The organism is Zhihengliuella salsuginis (assembly GCF_014651715.1).
Lineage (GTDB): Bacteria > Actinomycetota > Actinomycetes > Actinomycetales > Micrococcaceae > Zhihengliuella > Zhihengliuella salsuginis.
In genome coordinates, this window is the sequence record NZ_BMXK01000012.1 from 117,252 (window position 1) to 138,934 (window position 21,683).

Genomic DNA, 21,683 nt, shown 5'->3' on the forward strand with positions numbered 1-21,683 from the left:
ATGTCAGGCCACTCTAAATGGGCAACAACGAAGCACAAGAAGGCGGCTATCGATGCCAAGCGCGCCAAGGCATTCGCCAAGCTGACCAAGAACATCGAGGTTGCCGCACGCGCCGGCGGGGCCGACATGGACGGGAACCCGGCCCTCGAGCTGGCCGTCCAGAAGGCCAAGAAGAACTCGGTGCCCAACGACAACATCGACCGCGCCATCAAGCGCGGCGCGGGCCTGACGGGTGAGGCGGTCGAGTACGCCGAGATCATCTACGAGGCGCGTGGCCCGCAGGGTTCGGCGCTCCTGGTCGAGTGCCTCACCGACAACAAGAACCGCGCCGCCTCGGAGACCCGGCTGGCGATCACCCGCAGCGGCGGCACCGTCGCCGATCCCGGTTCGGTGAGCTACCTCTTCGCACGCAAGGGCGTCGTCTCCCTGCCCAAGAACGGACTGACAGAGGACGATCTCCTCGTCGCGGTCCTCGACGCCGGCGCCGACGAGGTCCAGGAGGCCGGCGGCAGCTTCGAGATCGTCTCCGAGCCCACCGATCTGCGGGCCGTCGTCTCCGCCCTCGAGGAAGCCGGCATCGAGTACGAGAACGACGAGATCGAGTTCGTGCCGTCGATGAAGGTGGAGCTCGAGGCGGACGCCGCGCGCAAGTTCCTGAAACTGGCTGATGCCCTCGAGGAGCTCGACGACGTGCAGAACGTCTACTCGAACGTCGACATCACCGCCGAGGTCATGGCCGAACTCGAGCAGGACTAGCCGGATGGCCCTGCGCGTCGTCGGCGTCGACCCCGGCCTGACCCGTTGCGGTCTCGCCGTCGTCGACGTCGAGAACACGCGCCGGGCCACGCTGGTGGACGTGACTGTCGTCGGGACGAGCTCCGATACCTCCCTCGACGAGCGACTGCTGGCGATTTCGCGGGGAATCGACGCGTGGCTGGACCAGCATCGCCCCGATGCACTCGCCGTCGAGCGGGTGTTCAGCCACACCAACGTCAGCACGGTGATGGGTACTGCGCAGGCCTCCGGCATCGTGATCGCGGCGGCTGCCGCGAGGGGCATCCCCGTCGCTCTCCACACGCCCACCGAGGTGAAGGCGGCTGTCACCGGGAGCGGCCGGGCAGACAAGGCCGCAGTCGGACGGATGGTCGCCAAGATTCTGCGGCTGGAGGCGCCGCCGAAACCGGCGGACGCCGCGGACGCCGCGGCGTTGGCGATCACGCACGGCTGGCGGGGCGCGGCCCCCGGCTCGCAGGCCTCCGGCACCAAGGCCGGGGGCTCGAGCGGTCTGACCCCGGCCCAACGGGCCTGGGCTCAGGCGGAAACGGCCGCCCGCAAAACCGGCCCCAGACGGTAGACCGCCTGTTCCGGCACGCCGAAGGCGCATTCTGCGGCTCTCGGACGATAGGCTATTCGTAAATATGTTCGGATGCCAGAGGTGAGGCAGTGAATGATTAGTTCTCTTAGCGGTGACGTCCAGGCCGTCGGCCTGAACTCTGCTGTGATCAACGTGGGCGGCTTCGGGATGCTGGTGCAGGCGACGCCGCAGACGCTGGGACAGCTGCGGGTCGGCGAGTCCGCCGAGGTCCAGACCACCATGGTGGTTCGCGAGGACTCGATGACGCTCTTCGGGTTCGCGGACACCAGCGCGCGCGAGGTGTTCGAGATCCTCCAGTCGGTATCCGGAATCGGCCCCCGGCTCGCCCTCGCCGTCCTGGCCGTGCTGTCACCGGAGGAAGTGCGCGTTGCCGTGACCTCCGCCGACACGAAGGCCCTGACGCGTGTTCCAGGCGTCGGGCCCAAGGTCGCTCAGCGCATGGCGCTCGAGCTGGCCGGGAAGTTGGCGCCGACGGGTCGGGACGAGGCAGCCGCCCCGGACGCGTCCGACGACGCCTGGCGAGCCGCCGTTCTCGATGCCTTGACGGGCCTGGGTTGGAAAGAAAAGGACGCGACCAAAGCGATCGATGCCTTCGCCGACGACGAACCGGAGCTCGTGCGCCAAGGCGACATGCCGCAGATCCTGCGCGCCGTCCTCGCAGATATCGGGCGCGACCGCAGCCGCGGCGGGAGGTAGCCGGTGAGTGAGAACCCGCTGGTCGCCAGCACGAGCGAACCGGAGGAGCGAGTCCTGGAAGCCGCACTCCGGCCGAAGAACCTGCATGATTTCGTCGGCCAGCAGCGTGTCCGCGAACAGCTCTCGCTCGTTCTGGAAGCCGCCCGGATCCGCGAGCGGACATCCGACCACGTCCTGCTCTCCGGCCCGCCGGGGCTCGGCAAGACCACTCTCGCGATGATCGTGGCCGCGGAGATGAACGCCCCGTTGCGGATCAGTTCGGGACCGGCAATCCAACACGCCGGTGATCTCGCAGCCATCCTCTCGTCACTGTCCGAGGGCGAGGTCCTGTTCCTCGACGAGATCCACCGGATGAGCCGGCCGGCGGAGGAAATGCTGTACATGGCCATGGAGGACTTCCGCGTCGACATCGTCGTCGGCAAGGGGGCCGGCGCGACCGCCATTCCGCTCGAACTGCCGCCCTTCACCCTGGTCGGTGCAACCACCAGGGCCGGCCTCCTTCCGGGGCCTCTCCGCGACCGTTTCGGGTTCACCGGGCATCTGGAGTTCTATTCGATCTCCGAGCTCGAACTGGTTCTGCGGCGCTCCGCCATGCTCATGGACCTCAAAGTCAATTCGGCCGGCTTCACGGAAGTCGCCTCACGCTCCCGCGGAACCCCGCGAATCGCCAACCGCCTGCTCCGCCGAGTTAGAGACTGGGCCCTGGTCCACCAGAAGGAGCAGATCGACGCGCAGCTCGCATCCCGGGCGCTCGACATGTACGAAGTCGACACCCGCGGCCTGGACCGCCTCGATCGAGCGGTACTCCAAGCCCTCTGCACCAAATTCGGCGGGGGACCGGTAGGGCTCTCAACCCTTGCGATCGCCGTCGGCGAGGAAACGGAGACCGTAGAGACCGTGGCCGAGCCCTTCCTCGTTCGCGAGGGCCTCCTGGGCCGTACGCCGCGCGGTCGCATCGCCATGCCCGAAGCCTGGGCCCACCTCGGGCTGACGCCGCCGGAGACCAGTCCCATCCAGCCGGGAACCCGCCAGGCCCCGCCGTCGTTCGGGGGAGGGGGAGAAGACGGCTAGACGGGTGCATTCCACGGACAGCGAAGAGACCCCCGCGGGGAGCCGACTTCTGCTAGGTTGGCCCGATGCGCGGGTCTCGGCTGTCGCCGGCGTCACAGCACCGGGGGTTAGAATGGCATCCGGCCGCCGCGACCGATCTTTTCCGGCGGTTCCACGATCCCGCGAATCCGGATGGACACCAAACTGCCGGGCTGGACTGTAGCCCGGTGCAACGAATCAACCGCAGAACAGGTACATACTCTTGACTTCGATCTCAACGGCCGTCGCCGAAGGCTCCAACACCGCTTCGGAAGCCGGCGCCTTCAATCCGATGAACCTCATCCTCCTCGCCGCCTTCGCCCTCCTCATCTTCATGATGTTCCGCGGCCGCCAGAAGCAGAAGAAGGCCCAGGCGGAGCTGCAGTCCAAGATGCAGGACGGCGCCCGCATCATGACCAACTTCGGCCTGTTCGGCACGGTCGTGACCCAGAAGCCCGAAGACAACCAGATCGTGTTGGAAATCGCCCCCGGGACCAACGTGACCATCCACTCCGGTTCCGTCGCGCGCGTCGTCGACTCCAATGATGCTCCGGCCGAACCGATCGACGAGCCCGCTGCGGCCGACGCTGCTCCGGTTGCGGAGGAGACGCCGGAGGAGACCACTCGTCGACTGAACGACGAAGGCAAGAACTAGCCGCATGACGACGTCAGGACCACTTCGGCACGCCAGACGTGCCCTCATCTGGCTGTGCATTCTCGTCGTCGGTCTTCTCGGTGTTCTTGTATCGGGCGTAGCGACCGGCCAGACCGGAGCCGGCCCCAAGCTAGCGCTCGACCTCGAGGGCGGTACGCAGATGATCCTCGCTCCGCGCGTCGACGGCGGGGAATCCATCAGCCAGGAACAGCTCCAGCAGGCCGTGGAGATCATCCGTCAGCGCGTCGACGGCTCCGGAGTTGCAGAGGCCGAGATCTCGACGCAGTCCGGCAGCAACGTGGTCGTCTCGATGCCGGGCACCCCCGACTCCAAGACCCGCGAGCTGATCCAGGCCTCCGCCAACATGGAGTTCCGGCCGGTCATCATGGCGGGTTCCTTCGGCGCCACCCCGGAGGACCAGCGGCTCTCCGACGACGAACTGCCGGAGCCGACGGCCGAACCCGAGAACGCGTCCGACACGAACTGGATCACGGCAGATCTCTACCGCGAATTCGAGGCGTACGACTGCGAGGCCGCCCTCGAGGAACGCAGCATCGAATCGTCCGACCCCGATGCGCCGGCGATCGCCTGCGATCCGTCCACGATGGTGAAGTACATCCTCGGCCCCGTCGAAGTCGACGGCGATCACATCTCCGACGCAACGCACGGGCCCGCCCGCAACTCGCAGGGGTTCCAGACCGGGGGCTGGGCGGTCCAGCTGTCCTTCGACTCGGTCGGCTCCGAAGAGTTCAGCGAGGTCACCTCGCGCCTGGTCACCATGCAGGGCGCGCAGAACCAGTTCGCGATCGTCCTCGACGGCCAGATCGTCTCGGCACCGACCGCCAACGTCCCGATCGCGGACGGCAACGCCGAGATCACCGGCAATTTCACCGAGTTGAGCGCCCAGCAGCTCGCCGAACAGCTGAAGTACGGCGCCCTGCCGATCAGCTTCGACATCCAGAGCGAGCAGCAGATCTCGGCAACGCTCGGTGCGAACCAGCTCCAGATGGGTCTCATCGCGGGCATCATCGGCCTCGCGCTCGTTGCGGTGTACTCACTCTTCCAGTACCGGACCCTCGGCTTCCTGACGCTGGCGTCCCTGGTGGTGGCGGGAATCCTCACCTATCTTGCCCTCGTCCTGCTCGGCTGGTCCGCGAACTACCGGCTGTCCCTGGCCGGTATCGCGGGCATCATCGTGGCGATCGGCCTGACCGCGGACTCGTTCATCGTCTACTTCGAACGCATCCGCGACGAGCTCCGCGACGGCCGCAACCTCACGACCGCGGTCGAGACCGGTTGGATGCGCGCCCGACGCACCATCATCGCTTCGAAGGCGGTCAACCTGCTGGCCTCGATCGTGCTCTACATCATGGCCGTCGGCAATGTCCGCGGGTTCGCGTTCACCTTGGGCCTGACGGCCATCGCGGACCTCATCGTGGTCTTCCTGTTCACGCACCCGCTGCTGCAGCTGCTGGCGCGGACGCGCTTCTTCGCCTCCGGACACCGGCTGTCCGGTCTGGACCCCTCGCTACTGGGCGTGGAGCCGCTCTACAAGGGTGCCGGCAAGGTCCGCCAGTTCAGCCCCACCGCTCCGGCGGCCCGGGGCAAGAAGAACTCGGTCTCCTCCGGCGAGGCCGGACGTCGGCTGACGATCGCCGAGAGGCGACGCGCCGAGGAGCTGAAGGAAGCCGAAACCGATAACGACAAGTCCGGCGTTGCCACGAAGGAGGACGACAATGCGTAAGGTCGCGTTGTGGGGCAACGAGCTCTACACGGGTAAACGTTCCTACCCCTTCATCGAGAAGCGCAAGCTCTGGTTCATCGTCGCAGCGGTGCTCCTCGCCGCCTCGGTGCTCGTCCCGGTCGCCAAGGGCGGCTTCAACCTCGGCATCGAATTCCGCGGTGGCTCCGAATTCACGATCTCCGACGTTCAGAACACCGACATCGCCATCGGGGAGAGCGCCGTGAACGACGTCGTGGAGGCCGAAGGCCTCCGCGTCACCACGATCACCTCCGACACGGTCCGCGTACAGACGGACCGGATGACCGACGACGAGACCCTGGCCGTGGCTGATGCCCTGGCGGAGGGCTACGGCGTCACCGGCGAGCAGGTGACCAGCACGTTCATCGGCCCGACGTGGGGACAGGACGTCTCCCGGCAGGCACTGATCGGCCTCGTGGTCTTCATCGTCCTCGTCGCGGTCCTCATGGCGTTCTACTTCAGGACGTGGAAGATGTCGCTCGCCGCGATCGTCGGTCTCGCCACCGTTGTCGTCGTGACGGCTGGTATCTACGCGGCAACCGGGTTCGAAGTCACACCGAGCGCCATCATCGGATTCCTCACGATCCTCAGCTACGCGCTGTACGACACCGTGGTCGTGTTCGACAAGATTCGCGAGAACACGGAGAACTATCTCGAGCAGCACCGCCGCACCTTCGGCGAACTGATCAACCTGGCCATCAACCAGACCCTGGTGCGGTCCATCAACACCTCGGTCGTCGCCATTCTGCCGATCGGATCGATCCTGTTCATCGGCGCCCTGCTGCTCGGCGCCGGCACGCTGCGCGACCTCGCCCTGGCGTTGTTCGTCGGAGTCATCGTCGGCACGTTGGCGACGTTGTTCGTCCAGGCGCCGCTCTTCGCGCAGTTCCGGCTGAAGGATCCGGACGTGGTCGAACACGACGCGGACATCGTCGAACGGCGGCAGTCGGTCCCGGCCAGCTAGGACTGCGCGACCCCGTTTGCTTCGACAGCGGTGCGGCCTTCCCCGATTCCGGGGGAGGCCGCACGTCTGTTTAAGCGACAAGTATGTTGAGGCCCATTCTTGGTTCCGAAACGGGACGACGGGTACGGTGCAGTAATCTTGGTGTACTGCCTCCGATGTGACTTGCATCGACGGGTGGGCAGCGGACGGAAAGGAGTCGCTCGTGGCTGAGCAACGTGCAGGTGCTTCTGCCGGACAGGGGCGTCGAGGGCGTCCCCTGTCGCGCCTCGCCCGCCTCGCGGGCCGGACTCCCTCGGGACAACCTCCGATCCTTGAACCGCTGCTGCGGACCGTGCGGGCCAACAGTCCGCGCGAAGATCTGGACCTGATCACCCGCGCATTCACCGTTGCCGAGCGCCAGCACGAGGGGCAGAAGCGCAAGAGCGGCGACCCGTACATCACCCACCCCGTCGCCGTGGCCACCATCCTGGCGGAGATGGGCATGACCGGCACCACGCTCGCTGCCGCCCTGCTCCACGACACGGTCGAGGACACGGACTACTCGCTCGATCAGCTCACGCGGGAGTTCGGTCCGGAAGTCGCCATGCTCGTCGACGGCGTCACCAAGCTGGACAAGGTGAAGTTCGGCGACGCGGCACAGGCCGAAACCGTCAGGAAGATGGTCATCGCGATGGCCCGGGACATCCGGGTCCTCCTGATCAAATTGGCCGACAGGCTCCACAATGCGCGAACGTGGCGCTACGTCTCGCCGAAATCGAGTGCCCGGAAAGCGCGCGAGACCCTCGAGATCTTCGCTCCGCTCGCGCACCGGCTCGGCATGAACACCATCAAGTGGGAGCTCGAGGACCTGTCCTTCGCAGCGCTGCACCCGAAGGTCTACGAAGAGATCGTCCGTCTCGTGGGAGACCGCACGCCCGAACGCGAGAAGTACCTGTCGACGGTCCGCACGCGCATCGGCGACGATCTCCACCAGGCCAAGATCAAGGCGACCGTCACCGGCCGCCCGAAGCACTACTACTCGATCTATCAGAAGATGGTCGTCCGCGGCAAAGAGTTCAACGACATCCACGACCTGATGGGTGTCCGCGTGCTCGTCGATTCCGTCCGCGACTGCTACGCGGCTCTGGGCACCCTGCATGCTCGCTGGAACCCGCTCCCGGGCCGGTTCAAGGACTACATCGCGATGCCGAAGTTCAACATGTACCAGTCGTTGCACACGACGGTGATCGGCCCCGGGGGCAAGCCGGTGGAGATCCAGATCCGAACCCACGACATGCACCGCCGCGCCGAGTACGGTGTGGCCGCCCACTGGAAGTACAAGCAGGGCGCCGCGCCGGCCGAAGCTCCGGGCGATGGCGAGGACATGGGCTGGCTCAAGAGCCTGATGGACTGGCAGCAGGAGACGCGCGATCCGGGCGAGTTCCTCGACAGCCTGCGATTCGAGATCAATGCGGCGGAAGTCTTCGTCTTCACGCCCAAGGGCGAGGTCATGGCGCTTCCCGCGGGTTCGACGCCGGTCGACTTCGCCTACTCTGTCCACACTGAAGTCGGCCACCGCACGATCGGCGCGCGCGTCAACGGCAAGCTCGTGCCACTGACCAGCGAACTCCACCACGGCGACTGGGTCGAGATCTTCACATCCAAAGCCGAGGGAGCCGGCCCGAGCCAGGACTGGCAGGGATTCGTCAAGAGCGCCCGGGCCCGCAGCAAGATCCGCCAGTGGTTCAGCAAGGAACGCCGCGAAGAGGCGATCGACAAGGGCAAGGAGCTCCTGACGCGGGAGCTGCGCAAGAACAACCTGCCGCTGCAGAAGCTGATGACGCACGATACGCTCTCCGCCGTGGCCCACGAAATGCGCCACCACGACATCGCGGCCCTCTACGCGGCCGTCGGGGACGGCCACACGTCGGCGCAGAACGTCATCGAGCACTTGCAGGCGATGACCGTGGAGGCCCACGAGGACGAATCCGAATTCGACGCGGCCTCGATCGCCGCGAACGCCAAACCACGGTCGTCGACCAGCGACTCCGGTGTCATCGTCAAGGGCGCCGGGGACGTCATGGCCAAGCTCGCGCGGTGCTGCACCCCCGTCCCGCCGGACGAGATCTCGGGATTCGTGACCCGGGGCGCCGGCGTCTCCGTGCACCGCAAGGACTGCACGAACTTCCAGGCGCTCTCAGCCGAGGGCGAGCGCATCGTCGAGGTCGAATGGGCACCCACCAAGACCAGCGTCTTCCTCGTAGAGATCCAGGTGGAGGCGCTGGACCGCAAGTCGCTGCTCTCCGACGTGACGCGGATCCTGTCCGAGAACCACGTCAACATCCTCTCCGCGAGCGTCAACACCAGTCGCGACCGGGTCGCGATGAGCCGCTTCTCCTTCGAGATGGGCGACCCGAAGTACCTCAGCCACGTCCTCAACGCGGTACGCCGCATCGACGGGGTCTACGACGTCTACCGCACCACGGCCAGCGGCATCCGCCGGTAGGGGTCTGTGGCGCGGAGCCTCAGCCCGCACGGTCCAGAACCACGGGCTGGTGCGGCAGCCCCCTGGCCGCATCGTCGACGCGGGCCAGGGCACGGAGTTTGCCGGGCCGGCGCTTGACCTCGTTGATCTTTGCCACGAGGCTCTCGACATCCACGGCAAGGTGCCCGGACCGCAGGAACCGGCGCACGACGCGGACCGCATCCCTGTCGTCTCCGAAGTGGACGGCCGCGTCGAAAGCCGTCCGCAAGGGTGTCGTCAGCGGGACACCGCTCATCGTCAGCACATCGGAAGGCCCCACGCCCAGACTGACGATGCGCAACGGGGGGCCTGGCGCATTCCGGGGGCTGCGCAGGAACCGCTTCACTACCGTGTCGATGGCGCGCGGGCTCTCGGCGACCCCGTACAGCCAGGCAGCCGTCTCACCGCACACGGCGACTGCATCGATGCCGGAGAGGACAAGCGCCACGGCTCTGGCCCGCGACTGCGCCGTATCGACGAAGGGCGCCGGCGCCCAGAGCCCCGGCAGGACCCGCTCGAGGGTGCCCTCGCGTTCCATGGCCGTGAGCTCCCCGGCCCGGAACGGGCTCCCCTCGACGAAGAATTCTCGACCGCCACCGGCTCCACCCCTGTTGTCCATGCCTGCAAATCTCTCAGGCCCTGGAGGACACGAGAAGGGGCGTCGCCCATTCTGTGGACAACGCCCCTTGCTCACCGCGGGGTGTGGATGACAGGCCCGCCGGGCCCGTCCGCTAGTTCAATTCCCTGGCGGAGGCTTCCACGGTCTGGAGCCAGGTGCGACGAGCCTCCAGCGCCTCCTCAGCCTGCTTGATGGTCCGCTGGTTGCCGCCCGCCTTGGCCGCTTCGAGTTCCGATTCCAACTGGGCGATCGAATCCTGGAGCTGCTCCAGCATGCTGTTCGAGCGCGCCTTCGTCTCGGGGTTGGAGCGCCGCCACTCGTGGTCCTCGGCGTCCTTGACCGCGTCCTCGACCTGGCGCAGGGATGCCTCGATGCGGTGCATCGCGGAGCGCGGCACCTTACCTGCGGCGTCCCACTGCTCCCGGATCGAATCGAGCGACTTCTTGGCCGCCGCGAGGTCCTTGGCCGGGTCGATCGCCCGCGCCTTCTCGAGCAGCGCCTCCTTGACCTTGAGGTTCTCCTCGAATTCGGCGTCGAGGGCGGCGTTCGTCTCGTTGCGGGCCGCGAAGAAGACGTCCTGTGCGGCACGGAAGCGCGCCCACAGGGCGTCATCGTCCTTGCGGGCCGCCCGCTTCGACGCCTTCCATTCAGACATGAGCTTGCGGTACTCGCCCGCGGTGTGGCCCCAGTCGGTCGACGTGGACAGCTCCTCCGCCCGGGCGATGAGAGCCTCCTTGGCGCGCTTGGCCTCCGAGTGGTCCGCATCCAGCTGGCTGAAGAACGCGCGACGGTGCCGGTCGAACGTGGTCCGTGCGCTCCGGAACCGCTTCCACAGGGAGTCCTCGGTGCCGCGTCCCAGACGCATACCGGACTTCTGCGCCGCCTTCCACAGGTCGAACAGCTCGTTCATGCGCTGGCTGGACTGCTTCCACTGGACCTTCTCCGGGTCACGGCCCGCAAGCTCTTCGGCCTCGGCAACGATCTGCTCGCGCTCGGCCAGGTGGACCTCCCGCGCCTCGTCGTGGGCCTTCTTCTCGGCGGCGTGCAGCTGGGCGACGTCGGCCCGGGCCTTCTCGATGCGCTCCTCGACGGCCGGGAGGTCCCCGACCATCCCCTTGGCGGCCACGGTCTCCGCCAGGTGGTCGAGCGTCTTGTTCATGTCCGTCGTCGGCGCCTTCGCGGCGACGCGGTGCTCGAGCAGGAGCAGCTGGTTGACGACGTCGTCGTACTTGCGGACGAAGTAGGCGAGCGCCTCGTCGGCGCTGGCATCCGGGTACTGGCCGACCGGGTGCTCCTCGCCGTTCACGAGGACGAAGACGTGGCCGTCCTCGGCCACGCGCGCGAACCGGCGGGCCTCCTCCAGATCCGTCGAGTACGACGGCGGCGGGGTCACGGAGTGCGCGGAGGACTCCGTCGTCTGGGACGTAGCGTCTGCCGGGCGCCCCGCGCTCGGGGCGGCGGGACGGATGCTGCTCGGCTTGACCGCACCCGGCTTCACGGAAGCCGGCGTCGGCTTTCCGGGGGTGGCGGGCTTGGGAGCCTCTTCGGGGGTCGGAACCGCCTCGTTCGGCGTGTTCTGGTCGTCGGATTCTTGACTGTGGGTCACCGCTGGAACTCTTTCGCTCGTTCCGTCCAACCCGGCCGGGCCGAACGGTCTCGTGTTTCATCCGTCACTCTACCGATTCGAGCGCATCGTCCCAACCGACAACCGCCCGTGGCGCTAGACTGGTGCGGTCTCTGGCGCGCGGACCGCGTCTGTCGAATACCTATGAGGAGCAATCTCACCCATGGCACGCAAGGCCTCCCTGTCCGGCTTCCCCGAATGGCTTCCGAACGAGCGTCTGGTGGAATTGCACGTTCTGGACACCCTGCGGAGGACCTTCGAGCTGCACGGTTTCAGCAACGTTGAGACCCGTGCCGTGGAAACGGTGGGTCAGCTGCTGCGCAAGGGCGACATCGACAAGGAGGTCTACGGGATCTCCCGCCTGCAGGCAGGGGAGTCGACCGGGGACGATCCGAATGCTCTGGCACTCCACTTCGACCTGACGGTACCGTTCGCCCGTTACGTGGTGGAGAACGCCGGGCACCTCTCCTTCCCGTTCCGCCGCTACCAGATCCAGAAGGTCTGGCGCGGCGAGCGCCCGCAGGACGGCCGCTTCCGCGAGTTCACCCAGGCGGACATCGACGTCGTCGGCGACGGCACCCTGCCGTTCAAGTACGACGTCGAGCTGGCGCTCGTCATCGCCGAAGCGCTCGAAGCCCTGCCGATCGGCGACTTCAAGCTGCGCGTGAACAACCGCAAGCTCGCCGAGGGTTTCTACCTCGGCCTCGGCCTGAGCGACACCGCGGGCGTACTGCGCAACATCGACAAGCTCGAGAAGATCGGTGCCCCCCGGGTCAAGGACCTGCTGCTCGACGAGGTGGGCGCGAGCAGCGACCAGGCCGACGCCGCTCTGGCGCTGGCGCAGATCCGCACCGAGGACATGTCCTTCATCGAGAAGGTCCGGGCGCTCGGCGTCGAGCACGAGCTCCTCGAGCAGGGCCTGGCCGAACTGGGGGAGGTTGTCGAGATGGCCGTCCGCCGAGCGCCCGGCCGCGTCGTCGCGGATCTCAGCATCGCCCGCGGACTCGACTACTACACGGGCACCGTCTACGAGACCGTCCTGGTGGGCAACGAGAAGCTCGGCTCCATCTGCTCCGGCGGCCGCTACGAGTCGCTGGCGACCAAGGGGAACCGCACCTTCCCCGGCGTCGGGCTGTCGATCGGTGTGACCCGCCTCGTCTCCCGCATGCTCGCCGACGAGTCGGCGGTGGCCTCACGCCACGTGCCGACGGCGGTCTATGTGACGCTCGCTCAGAATGACTCCTGGTCGGATGCGCAGGATGTCGCTGCGCAGCTGCGCGCCCGGGGTATCAGTGCCGAGGTCGCCGCAAGCGCGGAGAAGTTCGGCAAGCAGATCAAGTTCGCCGACAAGCGGGGCATCCCGTTCGTCTGGTTCACCCAGGAGGACGGCACGCACGAGGTCAAGGACATCCGCTCGGGCGAGCAGCTCGTGGCGGACCCTGCCACGTGGATGCCCGCAGCCGAAGATCTGACGCCCCGGATCGCCGCGGCAACGGCTTAGGTTCTCCCGCCTGCACGGTGACCGGCCCTTGGATGAGAAGGGGTAAACTCGTGCGGGATTGACTTCACCCCTTTAGAAAGGACCGCAGTGCTGCGCACCCACGACCTGGGATCTCTCAGGGCAGAGCACATTGGCCAGACCGTGACCCTGGCGGGCTGGGTTGGCCGCCGTCGCGACCACGGAGGCGTGGCCTTCATCGACCTGCGCGACGCTTCCGGCATCGCCCAGATCGTCGTCCGCGACGAGGAGGACTTCCACTCGCTGCGCAACGAGTTCGTGCTGCAGGTGACCGGGGCCGTGGAGCGCCGTCCGGAGGGCAACGAGAACCCGGCCCTCGGCACGGGCGAGATCGAGGTGCTGGCCGAGGACGTCGTCGTGCTCAACACGTCGGCGCCGCTGCCGTTCCAGATCGACGAGCACGTCGAGGTCGGCGAGGAGGCGCGCCTGCGCCACCGCTACCTGGACCTGCGCCGCCCGGGCCCCAACGCCAACATCCGCCTGCGCTCCGAGGCGAACCGGATCGCCCGCGACATTCTGCACGTCGACGGGTACACGGAGATCGAGACGCCCACGCTGACGCGCTCCACGCCGGAGGGCGCCCGCGACTTCCTGGTGCCCGCGCGCCTGGCCCCGGGCTCCTGGTACGCGCTGCCGCAGTCGCCCCAGCTGTTCAAGCAGCTGCTGCAGGTCGGCGGGTTCGAGAAGTACTACCAGATCGCCCGCTGCTACCGCGACGAGGACTTCCGCGCGGACCGACAGCCCGAGTTCACGCAGCTGGACATCGAGGCCTCCTTCGTCGAGCAGGACGACGTCATCGAGCTGGGCGAGCGCCTCGTGAAGGCCCTCTGGCAGCTCATCGACGTCGAGATCCCGACCCCGATCCAGCGCATCACGTACGCCGACGCGATGGCCCGGTTCGGTTCGGACAAGCCGGACATGCGCTTCGGCCTCGAGCTGACCGAGATGACCGAGTTCTTCAAGGACACCGGATTCGGCGTGTTCAAGGCGCCGTACGTCGGCGCCGTCGTCATGCCCGGCGGCGCCTCGCAGCCGCGCCGCACCCTCGACGGCTGGCAGGAGTTCGCCAAGCAGCGCGGCCACAAGGGCCTGGCCTACGTCCTCTTCAAGGAGGACGGCGAGCTCGCCGGCCCGGTGGCGAAGAACCTCAACGATTTCGAACGCGAGAACCTGGCCGAGGCGACCGGCGCGAAGCCGGGCGACTGCATCTTCTTCGCCGCCGGCGAGAAGAACGCCGCCCGCAGCCTGCTCGGTGCCGCGCGCATCGAGATCGGCCACCGCACCGGCCTGATCGAGGACGGCGACTGGGCGTTCGTATGGGTCGTCGACGCGCCGATGTTCGAGGCGGCCGCCGACGCGGTCGCCGCGGGCGACGTCGCCGTCGGCGAAGGCAAGTGGACAGCGGTCCACCACGCGTTCACGTCGCCCAAGCCGGAGCACCTGGACACCTTCGACCAGGACCCGGCCAACGCCCTGTCCTACGCCTACGACATCGTCTGCAACGGCAACGAGATCGGCGGCGGCTCGATCCGTATCCACGACCGCGCCGTGCAGGAGCGGGTCTTCCGCCTCATGGGACTCGACGAGGAGGAGGCGCAGACGAAGTTCGGCTTCCTGCTCGAGGGCTTCAAGTACGGCGCCCCGCCGCACGGCGGCATCGCGTTCGGCTGGGACCGCGTCGTCTCGCTGCTGGCGGGGGAGGACTCGATCCGCGAGGTCATCGCCTTCCCGAAGACCGGCGGCGGCTACGACCCGCTGACCGCGGCCCCGGCTCCGATCACGCCGGAGCAGCGCAAGGAGGCCGGGGTCGACGCCAAGCCCGAGCCGAAGCAGGGCGACGCAGAGAAGGCCTAGTCACCCGCAGGAGGAAGCCCCCGTCGTGTTCACCGCGACGGGGGCTTCCGCGTGCCCGGTGTCAGGGGAGATCGGCGGTGTCCACGATGAGGGTGAAGGGGCCCGAGTTGGTCGAGGCCACGTCCATCATCGCCCCGAAACGCCCCGTCTCCACGTGGGCGCCCAGCTCGCGGAGTCCGGCGACGAGCGCTTCGTACATCGGTTCGGAGTGATCGCGTCCGGACGCCCTGGACCAGGACGGCCGCCGCCCTTTGCGGACGTCGCCGTAGAGGGTGAACTGGCTGACCACGAGCAGGGGAGCGGACGCCGACTCGCACGACTCCTCGTCGTCGAGCATGCGCAACCGCCACAGTTTGGCCGCCAGTTTGCGCGCGTCCTCTTCGGTGTCCTCGTGGGTCACCCCCGCCAGGACCAGCAGTCCTGTTCCGATCTCGCCGACGGTCTGCCCGTCCACGGTCACCCGTGCCCCGCTCACGCGCTGCGCGATGGCCTTCACCGACGCCTCCCACCGATTGCCTGCTGTTGGATTCCCCACGCACTCTACCGCCGGCGCCGGCGTGAGGTGGGGCCGCGACATGAGTAGGCTGGGGTGGTGAGTGACTTGTTCAGTGGGCTGGGTGCGGACGATCTCGGCAACGCGAACGGGGACGACCCGTTCGCCGACCAGCACGAAGACGACGGCGGACGGCCCCTGCCCCCGCTCGCCGTCCGCATGCGCCCCCGCAGCCTCGAAGAGCTCGTCGGCCAGAAGCACCTGCTCGGATCCGGTTCGCCGCTGCACCAGCTGGCCCAGGGCGCCAAGGCGGGCCCGGCGGGGCTCTCGAGCGTCATCCTGTGGGGGCCTCCGGGCACCGGGAAGACCACCCTGGCGCACGTCATCGCCCGCGGTCCCGGGCGCCAGTTCGTCGAGCTCTCGGCGATCACCGCCGGCGTCAAAGACGTCCGCCGGGTCATGGACCAGGCTCTCTCCGACCGGGACCTGCGGGGGATGACGACCGTCCTGTTCCTCGACGAGATCCACCGGTTCAACAAGGCGCAGCAGGACGCCCTGCTGCCGGGTGTCGAGAACGGATGGGTCGTCCTCGTCGCGGCCACGACCGAGAACCCGTCGTTCTCGGTGGTCTCGCCCCTGCTCTCCCGGTCGCTGCTGATGACCCTGAAACCGCTCGACGATGCCGACGTCCGGGACCTGCTCGAGCGCGCCGTCCACGAGGAGCGGGGACTGAACGACGTCGTCGAACTCACCGACGAAGCGCTCGAACACCTCATCAAGCTCTCCGGCGGGGACGCCCGGCGCTCCCTGACGGCGCTGGAGGCGGCGGCCGCCGTCGCGCTCGGATCCGCACTCGGATCGGCCCCGGGGCGGGCCGGCGCCGACGAGGACCCGGTCGCCGAGAAGGCGGACGGCGGCGCGGACGCCGAGGAGACGGTCAGGGTCACGCTGGAGGACGCCGAACGGGCCATGGACGTGGCCGTGCAGCGCTACGACAAGGCCGGGGACCAGCACTACGACGTCATCAGCGCGTTCATCAAGTCCATCCGCGGTTCGGATGTCGACGCGGCCCTGCACTACCTGGCGAAGATGCTCGAGGCGGGGGAAGACCCCCGCTTCATCGCCCGCCGCATCATCATCAGCGCCTCCGAGGACGTCGGCATGGCCGATCCGACGGCGCTGCAGACTGCGGTCGCCGCCAGTCAGGCCGTGCAGATGATCGGCATGCCGGAGGGGCGGATCATCCTCGGGCAGGCCGTGGTCCATCTGGCCACCGCCCCGAAGTCGAACGCGGCCTACAACGGCATCAACGAGGCGATCGCGGACGTCCGGGCGGGCAAGGGGCGCGGGATTCCGCTGCACCTTCGCGACGCCCACTACAAGGGCGCCCAGCAGCTCGGGCACGGCAAGGGGTACCAGTACTCCCACGACGCCCCGCACTCGATCGCCACCCAGCAGTACGCGCCGGACGACCTGGTCGGCCGCGACTACTACCAGCCGACGGGCAACGGGACGGAGCGGGGCATCGGGGAGCGGCTCGAGAGGCTCCGCCAGATCGTCCGCGGCCGCTCGAAGTAGGCTCCGGCACGGGTGACCGACGCCGCCGCCCGGCGGGCGTGCACACGACGGGCGCGCGGCGGCGTCGTGCTAGGATTGTTCGTTGGCTGGCAAGCCGCCGATCACGCGTGCCCGGAGACGGGTTCGGATCGTGCGCGCTGCAGGACTTGCGGGGTGCGGCTCCCCGAGACTCTCCATCATGGAGGCCAGACCAGAAAGCAGCCGCCGAACGAAAGTAGGAGACACGTGGCAAACAACACCCGTGCCCGCCGCAAGGTCCGCATTTCGCGTGCCCTCGGCATCGCTCTGACCCCCAAGGCAGAGAAGTACATGGAGCGTCGCCCGTATGGCCCCGGCCAGCACGGACGCGCCCGCAAGAAGCAGGATTCCGACTACGCAGTGCGTCTGCGCGAGAAGCAGCGTCTTCGCGCCCAGTACGGCATCCGCGAGGCGCAGATGACCCGCGTCTTCGAGGAGGCCCGTCGCACCGCCGGTCTGACCGGTGAGAACCTGGTCGAGCTGCTCGAGTCGCGCCTCGACTCCCTTGTCCTGCGCGCCGGCTTCGCTCGCACCATCGCTCAGGCCCGTCAGCTCGTGGTTCACCGCCACATCACCGTTGACGGCGCCCGCGTCGACCGTCCGTCCTTCCGCGTGAAGGAGGGTCAGACCATCGCCGTGCACCAGCGCTCGGAGACCATGGTTCCCTTCCAGCTGGCTGCCGCCGGTGCCCACCGCGACGTTCTGCCGACCGTCCCGGGCTACCTGAACGTCAAGCTGGAGTCGCTGCAGGCGAGCCTCGTGCGTCGCCCGAAGCGCTCCGAGGTCCCCGTGACCTGCGAAGAGAACCTCGTCGTCGAGTACTACGCACGCTAAACCCGCAAGGGTTCTGGCTGCGGCCGACGAAGAGACGGGAGAGCCCGCGGCACTGCGCCGCGGGCTCTTCCGCGTTAAGCGAACGGCCCGCGGCGCCCTCTGCGCGCGGCCGGATGTCGCGCACCGGCGCACGATCGTTAGGTAGGGTTGGGTAGCGGTGCTGCGTCCGCGCACCGTGCACGATGCTTTCAAGGAGCTATACATGACGTGGTCCGATGTCGCCGGGTTGATCGCGGCGCTCGCGTTCGTGGTGCTGGTGGGGTTCCTCGCGGTGCCCATCATCAAGCTTGGACGATCGTTCGATCAGCTCACCGGTTTCATCCGCGACTCGCGCGGAACACTGGACGAGATCACGACGACGGTCGCGTCCACCAACCAGCAGATCACCAAGGTCGACGGCATCACGAGCAACGTCTCCGACGCGTCCGCGAACGTCACCGCCATCACCTCGCTGGCCGCCGCGGTGGTCGGCAAGCCGCTGATCAAGGTCGCCGCCTTCAGCGAGGGCGTCCGCGCCGCGTTCAACAAGCCCGCGACCCGCGCCAAGCGCAGCCGCTAGCGCCGGTTCGAAAGGCAGATGAATTCTATGTTGAAGAAGATTTTCTGGGTCGGCGTCGGCATCGGCGTCGGAGCCCTCGCATACCGCAAGGTCTCCGAAGCGCGGAACTTCGCCGGCCCCGACGGCCTGAACCGCGTCGTCGGCCGGCTCGCCGACGAGGTCGCCGACACCCTGGCAGCGTTCCGGGACGGCATGCAGTCGAAGGAGAGCGAGCTGCGCGATTCGCTCGGCCTGGACCAGGCACCGGAGTCGGCGCGTGGACGCCACGCTGCCGGCGAGACCGTCAACTAACCCACCGAGCTCCCGAAGGGACCGTACAAGGACTATGAAGTCGCAGGACATCGCCCGCACCTGGGTTGATTTCTTTTCAGAACGCGGACACACCCCCGTGCCGAGCGCATCGCTGGTGTCTCCGGACCCGTCGCTGCTCTTCACCGTGGCCGGCATGGTGCCGTTCATCCCCTACTTCACCGCACAGCAGGAAGCGCCCTACGACCGCGCGGTGAGCATCCAGAAGTGCATCCGCACGGCCGACATCGAAGAGGTCGGCCAGACCGCCCGCCACGGCACCTTCTTCCAGATGGCCGGCAACTTCTCCTTCGGCGACTACTTCAAGGACCAGGTCATCCCGTGGGCCTGGGAGCTGTTGACCTCGCCGCAGGGCGACGGCGGCTTCGGGCTCGATCCCGAGCGCTTGTGGATCACCGTCTACGAGGACGGCGACGAGCGCGACGACGAGGCCCGGCGCATCTGGGAAGACGTCGTGGGCGTCCCGCGCGAGCGCGTCGTGGGCACCGGCAAGGCCGACAACTACTGGAACACCGGTCAGCCCGGCCCGGGCGGGCCCTGCTCGGAGATCTACTACGACCGTGGTCCCGCATACGGCCCCGAAGGCGGCCCCGCCGTCGACGAGACGCGCTACATCGAGATCTGGAATCTGGTCTTCATGCAGTACCGGCTCTCCGAGGTCCGGTCCAAGACCGACTTCGACGTCGCCGGCGAACTGCCGAAGAAGAACATCGATACCGGACTCGGTCTCGAGCGCCTGGCGATGCTCCTGCAGGGCGTCGAGAACATGTACGAGACCGACCAGGTGCGCCCGGTGCTCGACAAGGCGTCGGAGATCTCCGGCAAGCCCTACACCTCCACGGAGGACCCGGCGGATCCGAACCATGCGAACGATGTCCGGCTGCGCATGATCGCCGATCACATCCGCAGCTCGCTCATGCTGATCTCCGACGGCGTCGTACCGGGCAACGAGGGCCGCGGCTACGTTCTGCGCCGCCTGATCCGCCGCGCCGTGCGCGCGATGCGCCTGATGGGCGTAGAGGTCGCCGTGCTGCCGGACCTGCTGCCGGTCTCCCGGGACGCCATGAAGGGCGTCTACCCCGAGGTCGAGGCCGACTTCGCCCGCATCTCGCGGGTCGCCTACGCCGAAGAGCGCGCCTTCCTGCGCACGATCGCCTCCGGTACCACGCGACTCGAGGAGGCCCTCGGGGAGGCGAAGACGGGCACGGGCAAGCTCTCCGGAGACGTCGCCTTCCAGCTGCACGACACCTACGGATTCCCGATCGACCTGACGCTGGAGATCGCAGGCGAAGCCGGCCTCGCCGTCGACGAGCCAACGTTCCGGGAGCTCATGCTCGAGCAGCGCCAACGTGCCCAGCAGGATGCACGGGCGAAGAAGGCCGGCCACGCCGACCTGACGGTGTTCTCGCAGCTGCACGACGCCGGCGACGTGAATTTCACCGGCTACGAGACCCTGACCGGAGAGTCGAGCATCCGCGGCATCGTCAGCGGCGGAAGCCTGGTCGACATGGCCGAGCAGGGCCAGGAGATCGAGCTGGTGCTCGACGAGACCCCGTTCTACGCCGAAGCCGGCGGACAGGCCGGCGACGTCGGCCTGATCACCGGTGACGGCTTCGTGGTCGAGGTGCTGGACGTGCAGGCGCCGATCAGGGGTCTGAACGTGCACAAGGCCGTCGTCCGCGAGGGCGAACTGCCGGCCTCCTCCACGGTCCTGGCGCAGGTCGACGAGCAGCGACGCCTCTCCGGCGAGCAGGCCCACTCCGCGACGCACCTCGTGCACGCGGCCCTCCACGAGATCCTCGGACCGGACGCCGTCCAGTCCGGATCGTTCAACAAGGCCGGCTACCTCCGCTTCGACTTCACCTGGGCGGACGCCATGTCCGTCGCCGCCCGGGCCGAGGTCGAGGAACTGGCCAACCTGAAGATCCGCAACAACCACGAGGTCGTCACCCGGGTCATGGGGCTCGACGATGCCAAATCCATGGGCGCGATGAGCCTCTTCGGCGAGAAGTACGGCAGCACCGTGCGGATGGTCGAGATGGACGGCGCCTGGTCGCGGGAGCTCTGCGGCGGCACGCACGTCGGCGCGACCAGCCAGATCGGATCGCTCACCCTGCTCGGGGAACAGTCCGTCGGGTCGGGCAACCGCCGCGTCGAGGCCCTGGTCGGCATGGAGGCTTTCCGGCACGGCGCCGCCGAGCGCGCGCTCGTCGCCGACCTGTCGGAGATGTTCCGCGTCCCGAGCAGCGAGTTGTCGGAGCGCATCCAGTCGACGGTCGCCAAACTCCGCTCGGCCGAGAAGGAGATCGAGCGGCTGCGCAGGGAACAGCTCGCCGCCCAGGCCGGCGCTCTGGTCGCGAAGGCCCGCGACGTCGGCTCGGTGCGCCTCTTGGCGCACGACGCCGGCGACGTGGCCTCCGCCGACGACCTGCGTTCGCTCGCGCTCGACCTGCGCGGACGGCTCGGGGCCGACGCGGCCGCCGTCGCCCTCACCGGCGTTTCCAATTCCCGCCCGCTCGTGCTCGTCGCCACCAACGAGGCGGCGCGCGCAGCCGGGGTGAAAGCCGGCGCGCTCGTCCGCACCGCCGCCCAGATCCTCGGGGGAGGCGGCGGCGGCAAAGACGATGTCGCCCAGGGCGGCGGCCAGGATCCGGCCAAGCGCCCGGAGGCGCTGTCCGCCATCGAGTCGACGCTGAGCGACCTGGCCTAGGCGGCGGACTGATGTCGCGAGGCGTACGCATCGGAGTCGACGTCGGATTGGCGCGCGTCGGAGTCGCCCACAGCGACCCCGACGCGCTCCTGGCGTCGCCTTGGAAGACGCTCAAGCGCGACACCAAGAAGGATTCCGACCTGAGAGTCCTGGTCAACTACATCCAGGAACTGCAGGCGGTGACCGCCTACGTCGGGCTGCCGCGCTCGATGAAGGGCGGGGAGACCGCCTCGACGACGATGGCCCGCGAGTACGCCACCGTCCTGCAGCGTCGGCTGCAGGACGCGGGGGCCGCCACCGAGGTGCGTCTCGTCGACGAGAGGCTCACGACCGTATCGGCCCACAAGGACCTCCACGCCGCCGGCGTCGACATTCGTGATCACCGTCGCGTGGTGGACCAGGTCGCGGCGGTTGCTATCCTTCAGCAGGCGATCGATATGGAAAAATCTCTCCAACGAGACGTCGGAGCGGTCGTGGAGACCCCGAACGACCGTCAGACAGACCAGGATTGAAGGACGTTTA

18 protein-coding genes and 1 pseudogene are annotated in these 21,683 nt (G+C 68.0%); 16 read left to right on the forward strand and 3 right to left on the reverse strand.

The window, feature by feature from the left end; translation table 11 throughout:
* From IE069_RS13705 to IE069_RS13740, 8 genes and pseudogenes are all read left to right on the forward strand, one after another.
* Complete coding sequence (locus tag IE069_RS13705) at positions 1-756, forward strand: YebC/PmpR family DNA-binding transcriptional regulator (RefSeq protein ID WP_189351131.1); 756 nt, start codon at positions 1-3, stop codon at positions 754-756.
* 4 nt (positions 757-760) lie between these two features.
* Positions 761-1,354 (forward strand): crossover junction endodeoxyribonuclease RuvC, encoded by a 594-nt coding sequence (gene ruvC / locus IE069_RS13710; RefSeq protein ID WP_189351132.1) that lies wholly within the window; start codon positions 761-763, stop codon positions 1,352-1,354.
* Between the two features lie 93 nt (positions 1,355-1,447).
* Positions 1,448-2,071 (forward strand): Holliday junction branch migration protein RuvA, encoded by a 624-nt coding sequence (ruvA, locus tag IE069_RS13715; protein WP_189351133.1) that lies wholly within the window; start codon positions 1,448-1,450, stop codon positions 2,069-2,071.
* 3 nt (positions 2,072-2,074) lie between these two features.
* Positions 2,075-3,070: pseudogene (gene ruvB, locus IE069_RS13720) on the forward strand (Holliday junction branch migration DNA helicase RuvB); the annotation flags it as partial.
* Positions 3,071-3,383: 313 nt separating this feature from the next.
* On the forward strand, positions 3,384-3,815 hold the full coding sequence (gene yajC / locus IE069_RS13725; protein ID WP_229791163.1) for a preprotein translocase subunit YajC: 432 nt from the start codon (positions 3,384-3,386) through the stop codon (positions 3,813-3,815).
* Positions 3,816-3,819: 4 nt separating this feature from the next.
* The gene (gene secD, locus IE069_RS13730) at positions 3,820-5,559 is read left to right on the forward strand and encodes a protein translocase subunit SecD (RefSeq protein WP_189351135.1); all 1,740 of its coding nucleotides are present in this window, start codon (positions 3,820-3,822) and stop codon (positions 5,557-5,559) included.
* Complete coding sequence (gene secF / locus IE069_RS13735) at positions 5,552-6,541, forward strand: protein translocase subunit SecF (RefSeq protein ID WP_189351136.1); 990 nt, start codon at positions 5,552-5,554, stop codon at positions 6,539-6,541. Before secD ends, secF begins: the two co-directional genes overlap by 8 nt.
* A gap of 202 nt (positions 6,542-6,743) precedes the next feature.
* Complete coding sequence (locus tag IE069_RS13740; RefSeq protein ID WP_229791164.1) at positions 6,744-9,026, forward strand: RelA/SpoT family protein; 2,283 nt, start codon at positions 6,744-6,746, stop codon at positions 9,024-9,026.
* A gap of 19 nt (positions 9,027-9,045) precedes the next feature.
* Here IE069_RS13740 and IE069_RS13745 read toward each other — a convergent pair whose 3' ends face one another.
* Entirely contained in the window at positions 9,046-9,663 is a 618-nt protein-coding gene (locus IE069_RS13745) for a type IV toxin-antitoxin system AbiEi family antitoxin (protein ID WP_189351137.1), read from the reverse strand.
* A gap of 112 nt (positions 9,664-9,775) precedes the next feature.
* A complete protein-coding gene (locus tag IE069_RS13750) occupies positions 9,776-11,269 on the reverse strand; it encodes a DUF349 domain-containing protein (protein ID WP_229791165.1) in 1,494 nt (497 codons plus the stop codon).
* A gap of 181 nt (positions 11,270-11,450) precedes the next feature.
* Here IE069_RS13750 and hisS point away from each other — a divergent pair, with 181 nt between their 5' ends.
* Positions 11,451-12,788 (forward strand): histidine--tRNA ligase, encoded by a 1,338-nt coding sequence (gene hisS, locus IE069_RS13755; RefSeq protein ID WP_189351139.1) that lies wholly within the window; start codon positions 11,451-11,453, stop codon positions 12,786-12,788.
* Between the two features lie 87 nt (positions 12,789-12,875).
* Complete coding sequence (gene aspS / locus IE069_RS13760) at positions 12,876-14,660, forward strand: aspartate--tRNA ligase (protein ID WP_189351140.1); 1,785 nt, start codon at positions 12,876-12,878, stop codon at positions 14,658-14,660.
* 61 nt (positions 14,661-14,721) lie between these two features.
* Here aspS and dtd read toward each other — a convergent pair whose 3' ends face one another.
* Positions 14,722-15,156 carry a D-aminoacyl-tRNA deacylase gene (gene dtd, locus IE069_RS13765; RefSeq protein ID WP_189351141.1) on the reverse strand — a complete coding sequence of 145 codons (435 nt, stop codon included), beginning with the start codon at positions 15,154-15,156 and terminating at the stop codon, positions 14,722-14,724.
* A gap of 96 nt (positions 15,157-15,252) precedes the next feature.
* Here dtd and IE069_RS13770 point away from each other — a divergent pair, with 96 nt between their 5' ends.
* The 6 genes from IE069_RS13770 (at position 15,253) to ruvX (ending at position 21,673) form a co-directional block, all read left to right on the forward strand.
* Entirely contained in the window at positions 15,253-16,731 is a 1,479-nt protein-coding gene (locus IE069_RS13770) for a replication-associated recombination protein A (protein ID WP_229791166.1), read from the forward strand.
* Positions 16,732-16,956: 225 nt separating this feature from the next.
* Positions 16,957-17,583, forward strand: a complete 627-nt coding sequence (gene rpsD / locus IE069_RS13775; protein ID WP_189351142.1) for a 30S ribosomal protein S4 — start codon at positions 16,957-16,959, stop codon at positions 17,581-17,583.
* 202 nt (positions 17,584-17,785) lie between these two features.
* A complete protein-coding gene (locus IE069_RS13780; protein ID WP_189351143.1) occupies positions 17,786-18,142 on the forward strand; it encodes a DUF948 domain-containing protein in 357 nt (118 codons plus the stop codon).
* Positions 18,143-18,169: 27 nt separating this feature from the next.
* Positions 18,170-18,433, forward strand: a complete 264-nt coding sequence (locus tag IE069_RS13785) for a hypothetical protein (protein WP_189351144.1) — start codon at positions 18,170-18,172, stop codon at positions 18,431-18,433.
* A 34-nt stretch (positions 18,434-18,467) separates the two neighbouring features.
* A complete protein-coding gene (gene alaS, locus IE069_RS13790; RefSeq protein ID WP_189351145.1) occupies positions 18,468-21,161 on the forward strand; it encodes an alanine--tRNA ligase in 2,694 nt (897 codons plus the stop codon).
* A gap of 11 nt (positions 21,162-21,172) precedes the next feature.
* Positions 21,173-21,673 carry a Holliday junction resolvase RuvX gene (gene ruvX / locus IE069_RS13795; RefSeq protein WP_189351146.1) on the forward strand — a complete coding sequence of 167 codons (501 nt, stop codon included), beginning with the start codon at positions 21,173-21,175 and terminating at the stop codon, positions 21,671-21,673.
* The last annotated feature ends 10 nt before the right edge of the window (positions 21,674-21,683 follow it).

Excerpts from the sequence above, each read along its gene's own strand:
- IE069_RS13705 (WP_189351131.1), top strand. The coding sequence starts at position 1 with ATGTCAGGCCACTCTAAATGGGCAACAACGAAGCACAAGAAGGCGGCT.
- ruvC (WP_189351132.1), top strand. The coding sequence starts at position 761 with ATGGCCCTGCGCGTCGTCGGCGTCGACCCCGGCCTGACCCGTTGCGGT.
- ruvA (WP_189351133.1), top strand. The coding sequence starts at position 1,448 with ATGATTAGTTCTCTTAGCGGTGACGTCCAGGCCGTCGGCCTGAACTCT.
- secD (WP_189351135.1), top strand. The coding sequence starts at position 3,820 with ATGACGACGTCAGGACCACTTCGGCACGCCAGACGTGCCCTCATCTGG.
- secF (WP_189351136.1), top strand. The coding sequence starts at position 5,552 with ATGCGTAAGGTCGCGTTGTGGGGCAACGAGCTCTACACGGGTAAACGT.
- IE069_RS13745 (WP_189351137.1), bottom strand. The coding sequence starts at position 9,663 with ATGGACAACAGGGGTGGAGCCGGTGGCGGTCGAGAATTCTTCGTCGAG.
- hisS (WP_189351139.1), top strand. The coding sequence starts at position 11,451 with ATGGCACGCAAGGCCTCCCTGTCCGGCTTCCCCGAATGGCTTCCGAAC.
- IE069_RS13780 (WP_189351143.1), top strand. The coding sequence starts at position 17,786 with ATGACGTGGTCCGATGTCGCCGGGTTGATCGCGGCGCTCGCGTTCGTG.
- IE069_RS13785 (WP_189351144.1), top strand. The coding sequence starts at position 18,170 with ATGTTGAAGAAGATTTTCTGGGTCGGCGTCGGCATCGGCGTCGGAGCC.
- alaS (WP_189351145.1), top strand. The coding sequence starts at position 18,468 with ATGAAGTCGCAGGACATCGCCCGCACCTGGGTTGATTTCTTTTCAGAA.
- ruvX (WP_189351146.1), top strand. The coding sequence starts at position 21,173 with ATGTCGCGAGGCGTACGCATCGGAGTCGACGTCGGATTGGCGCGCGTC.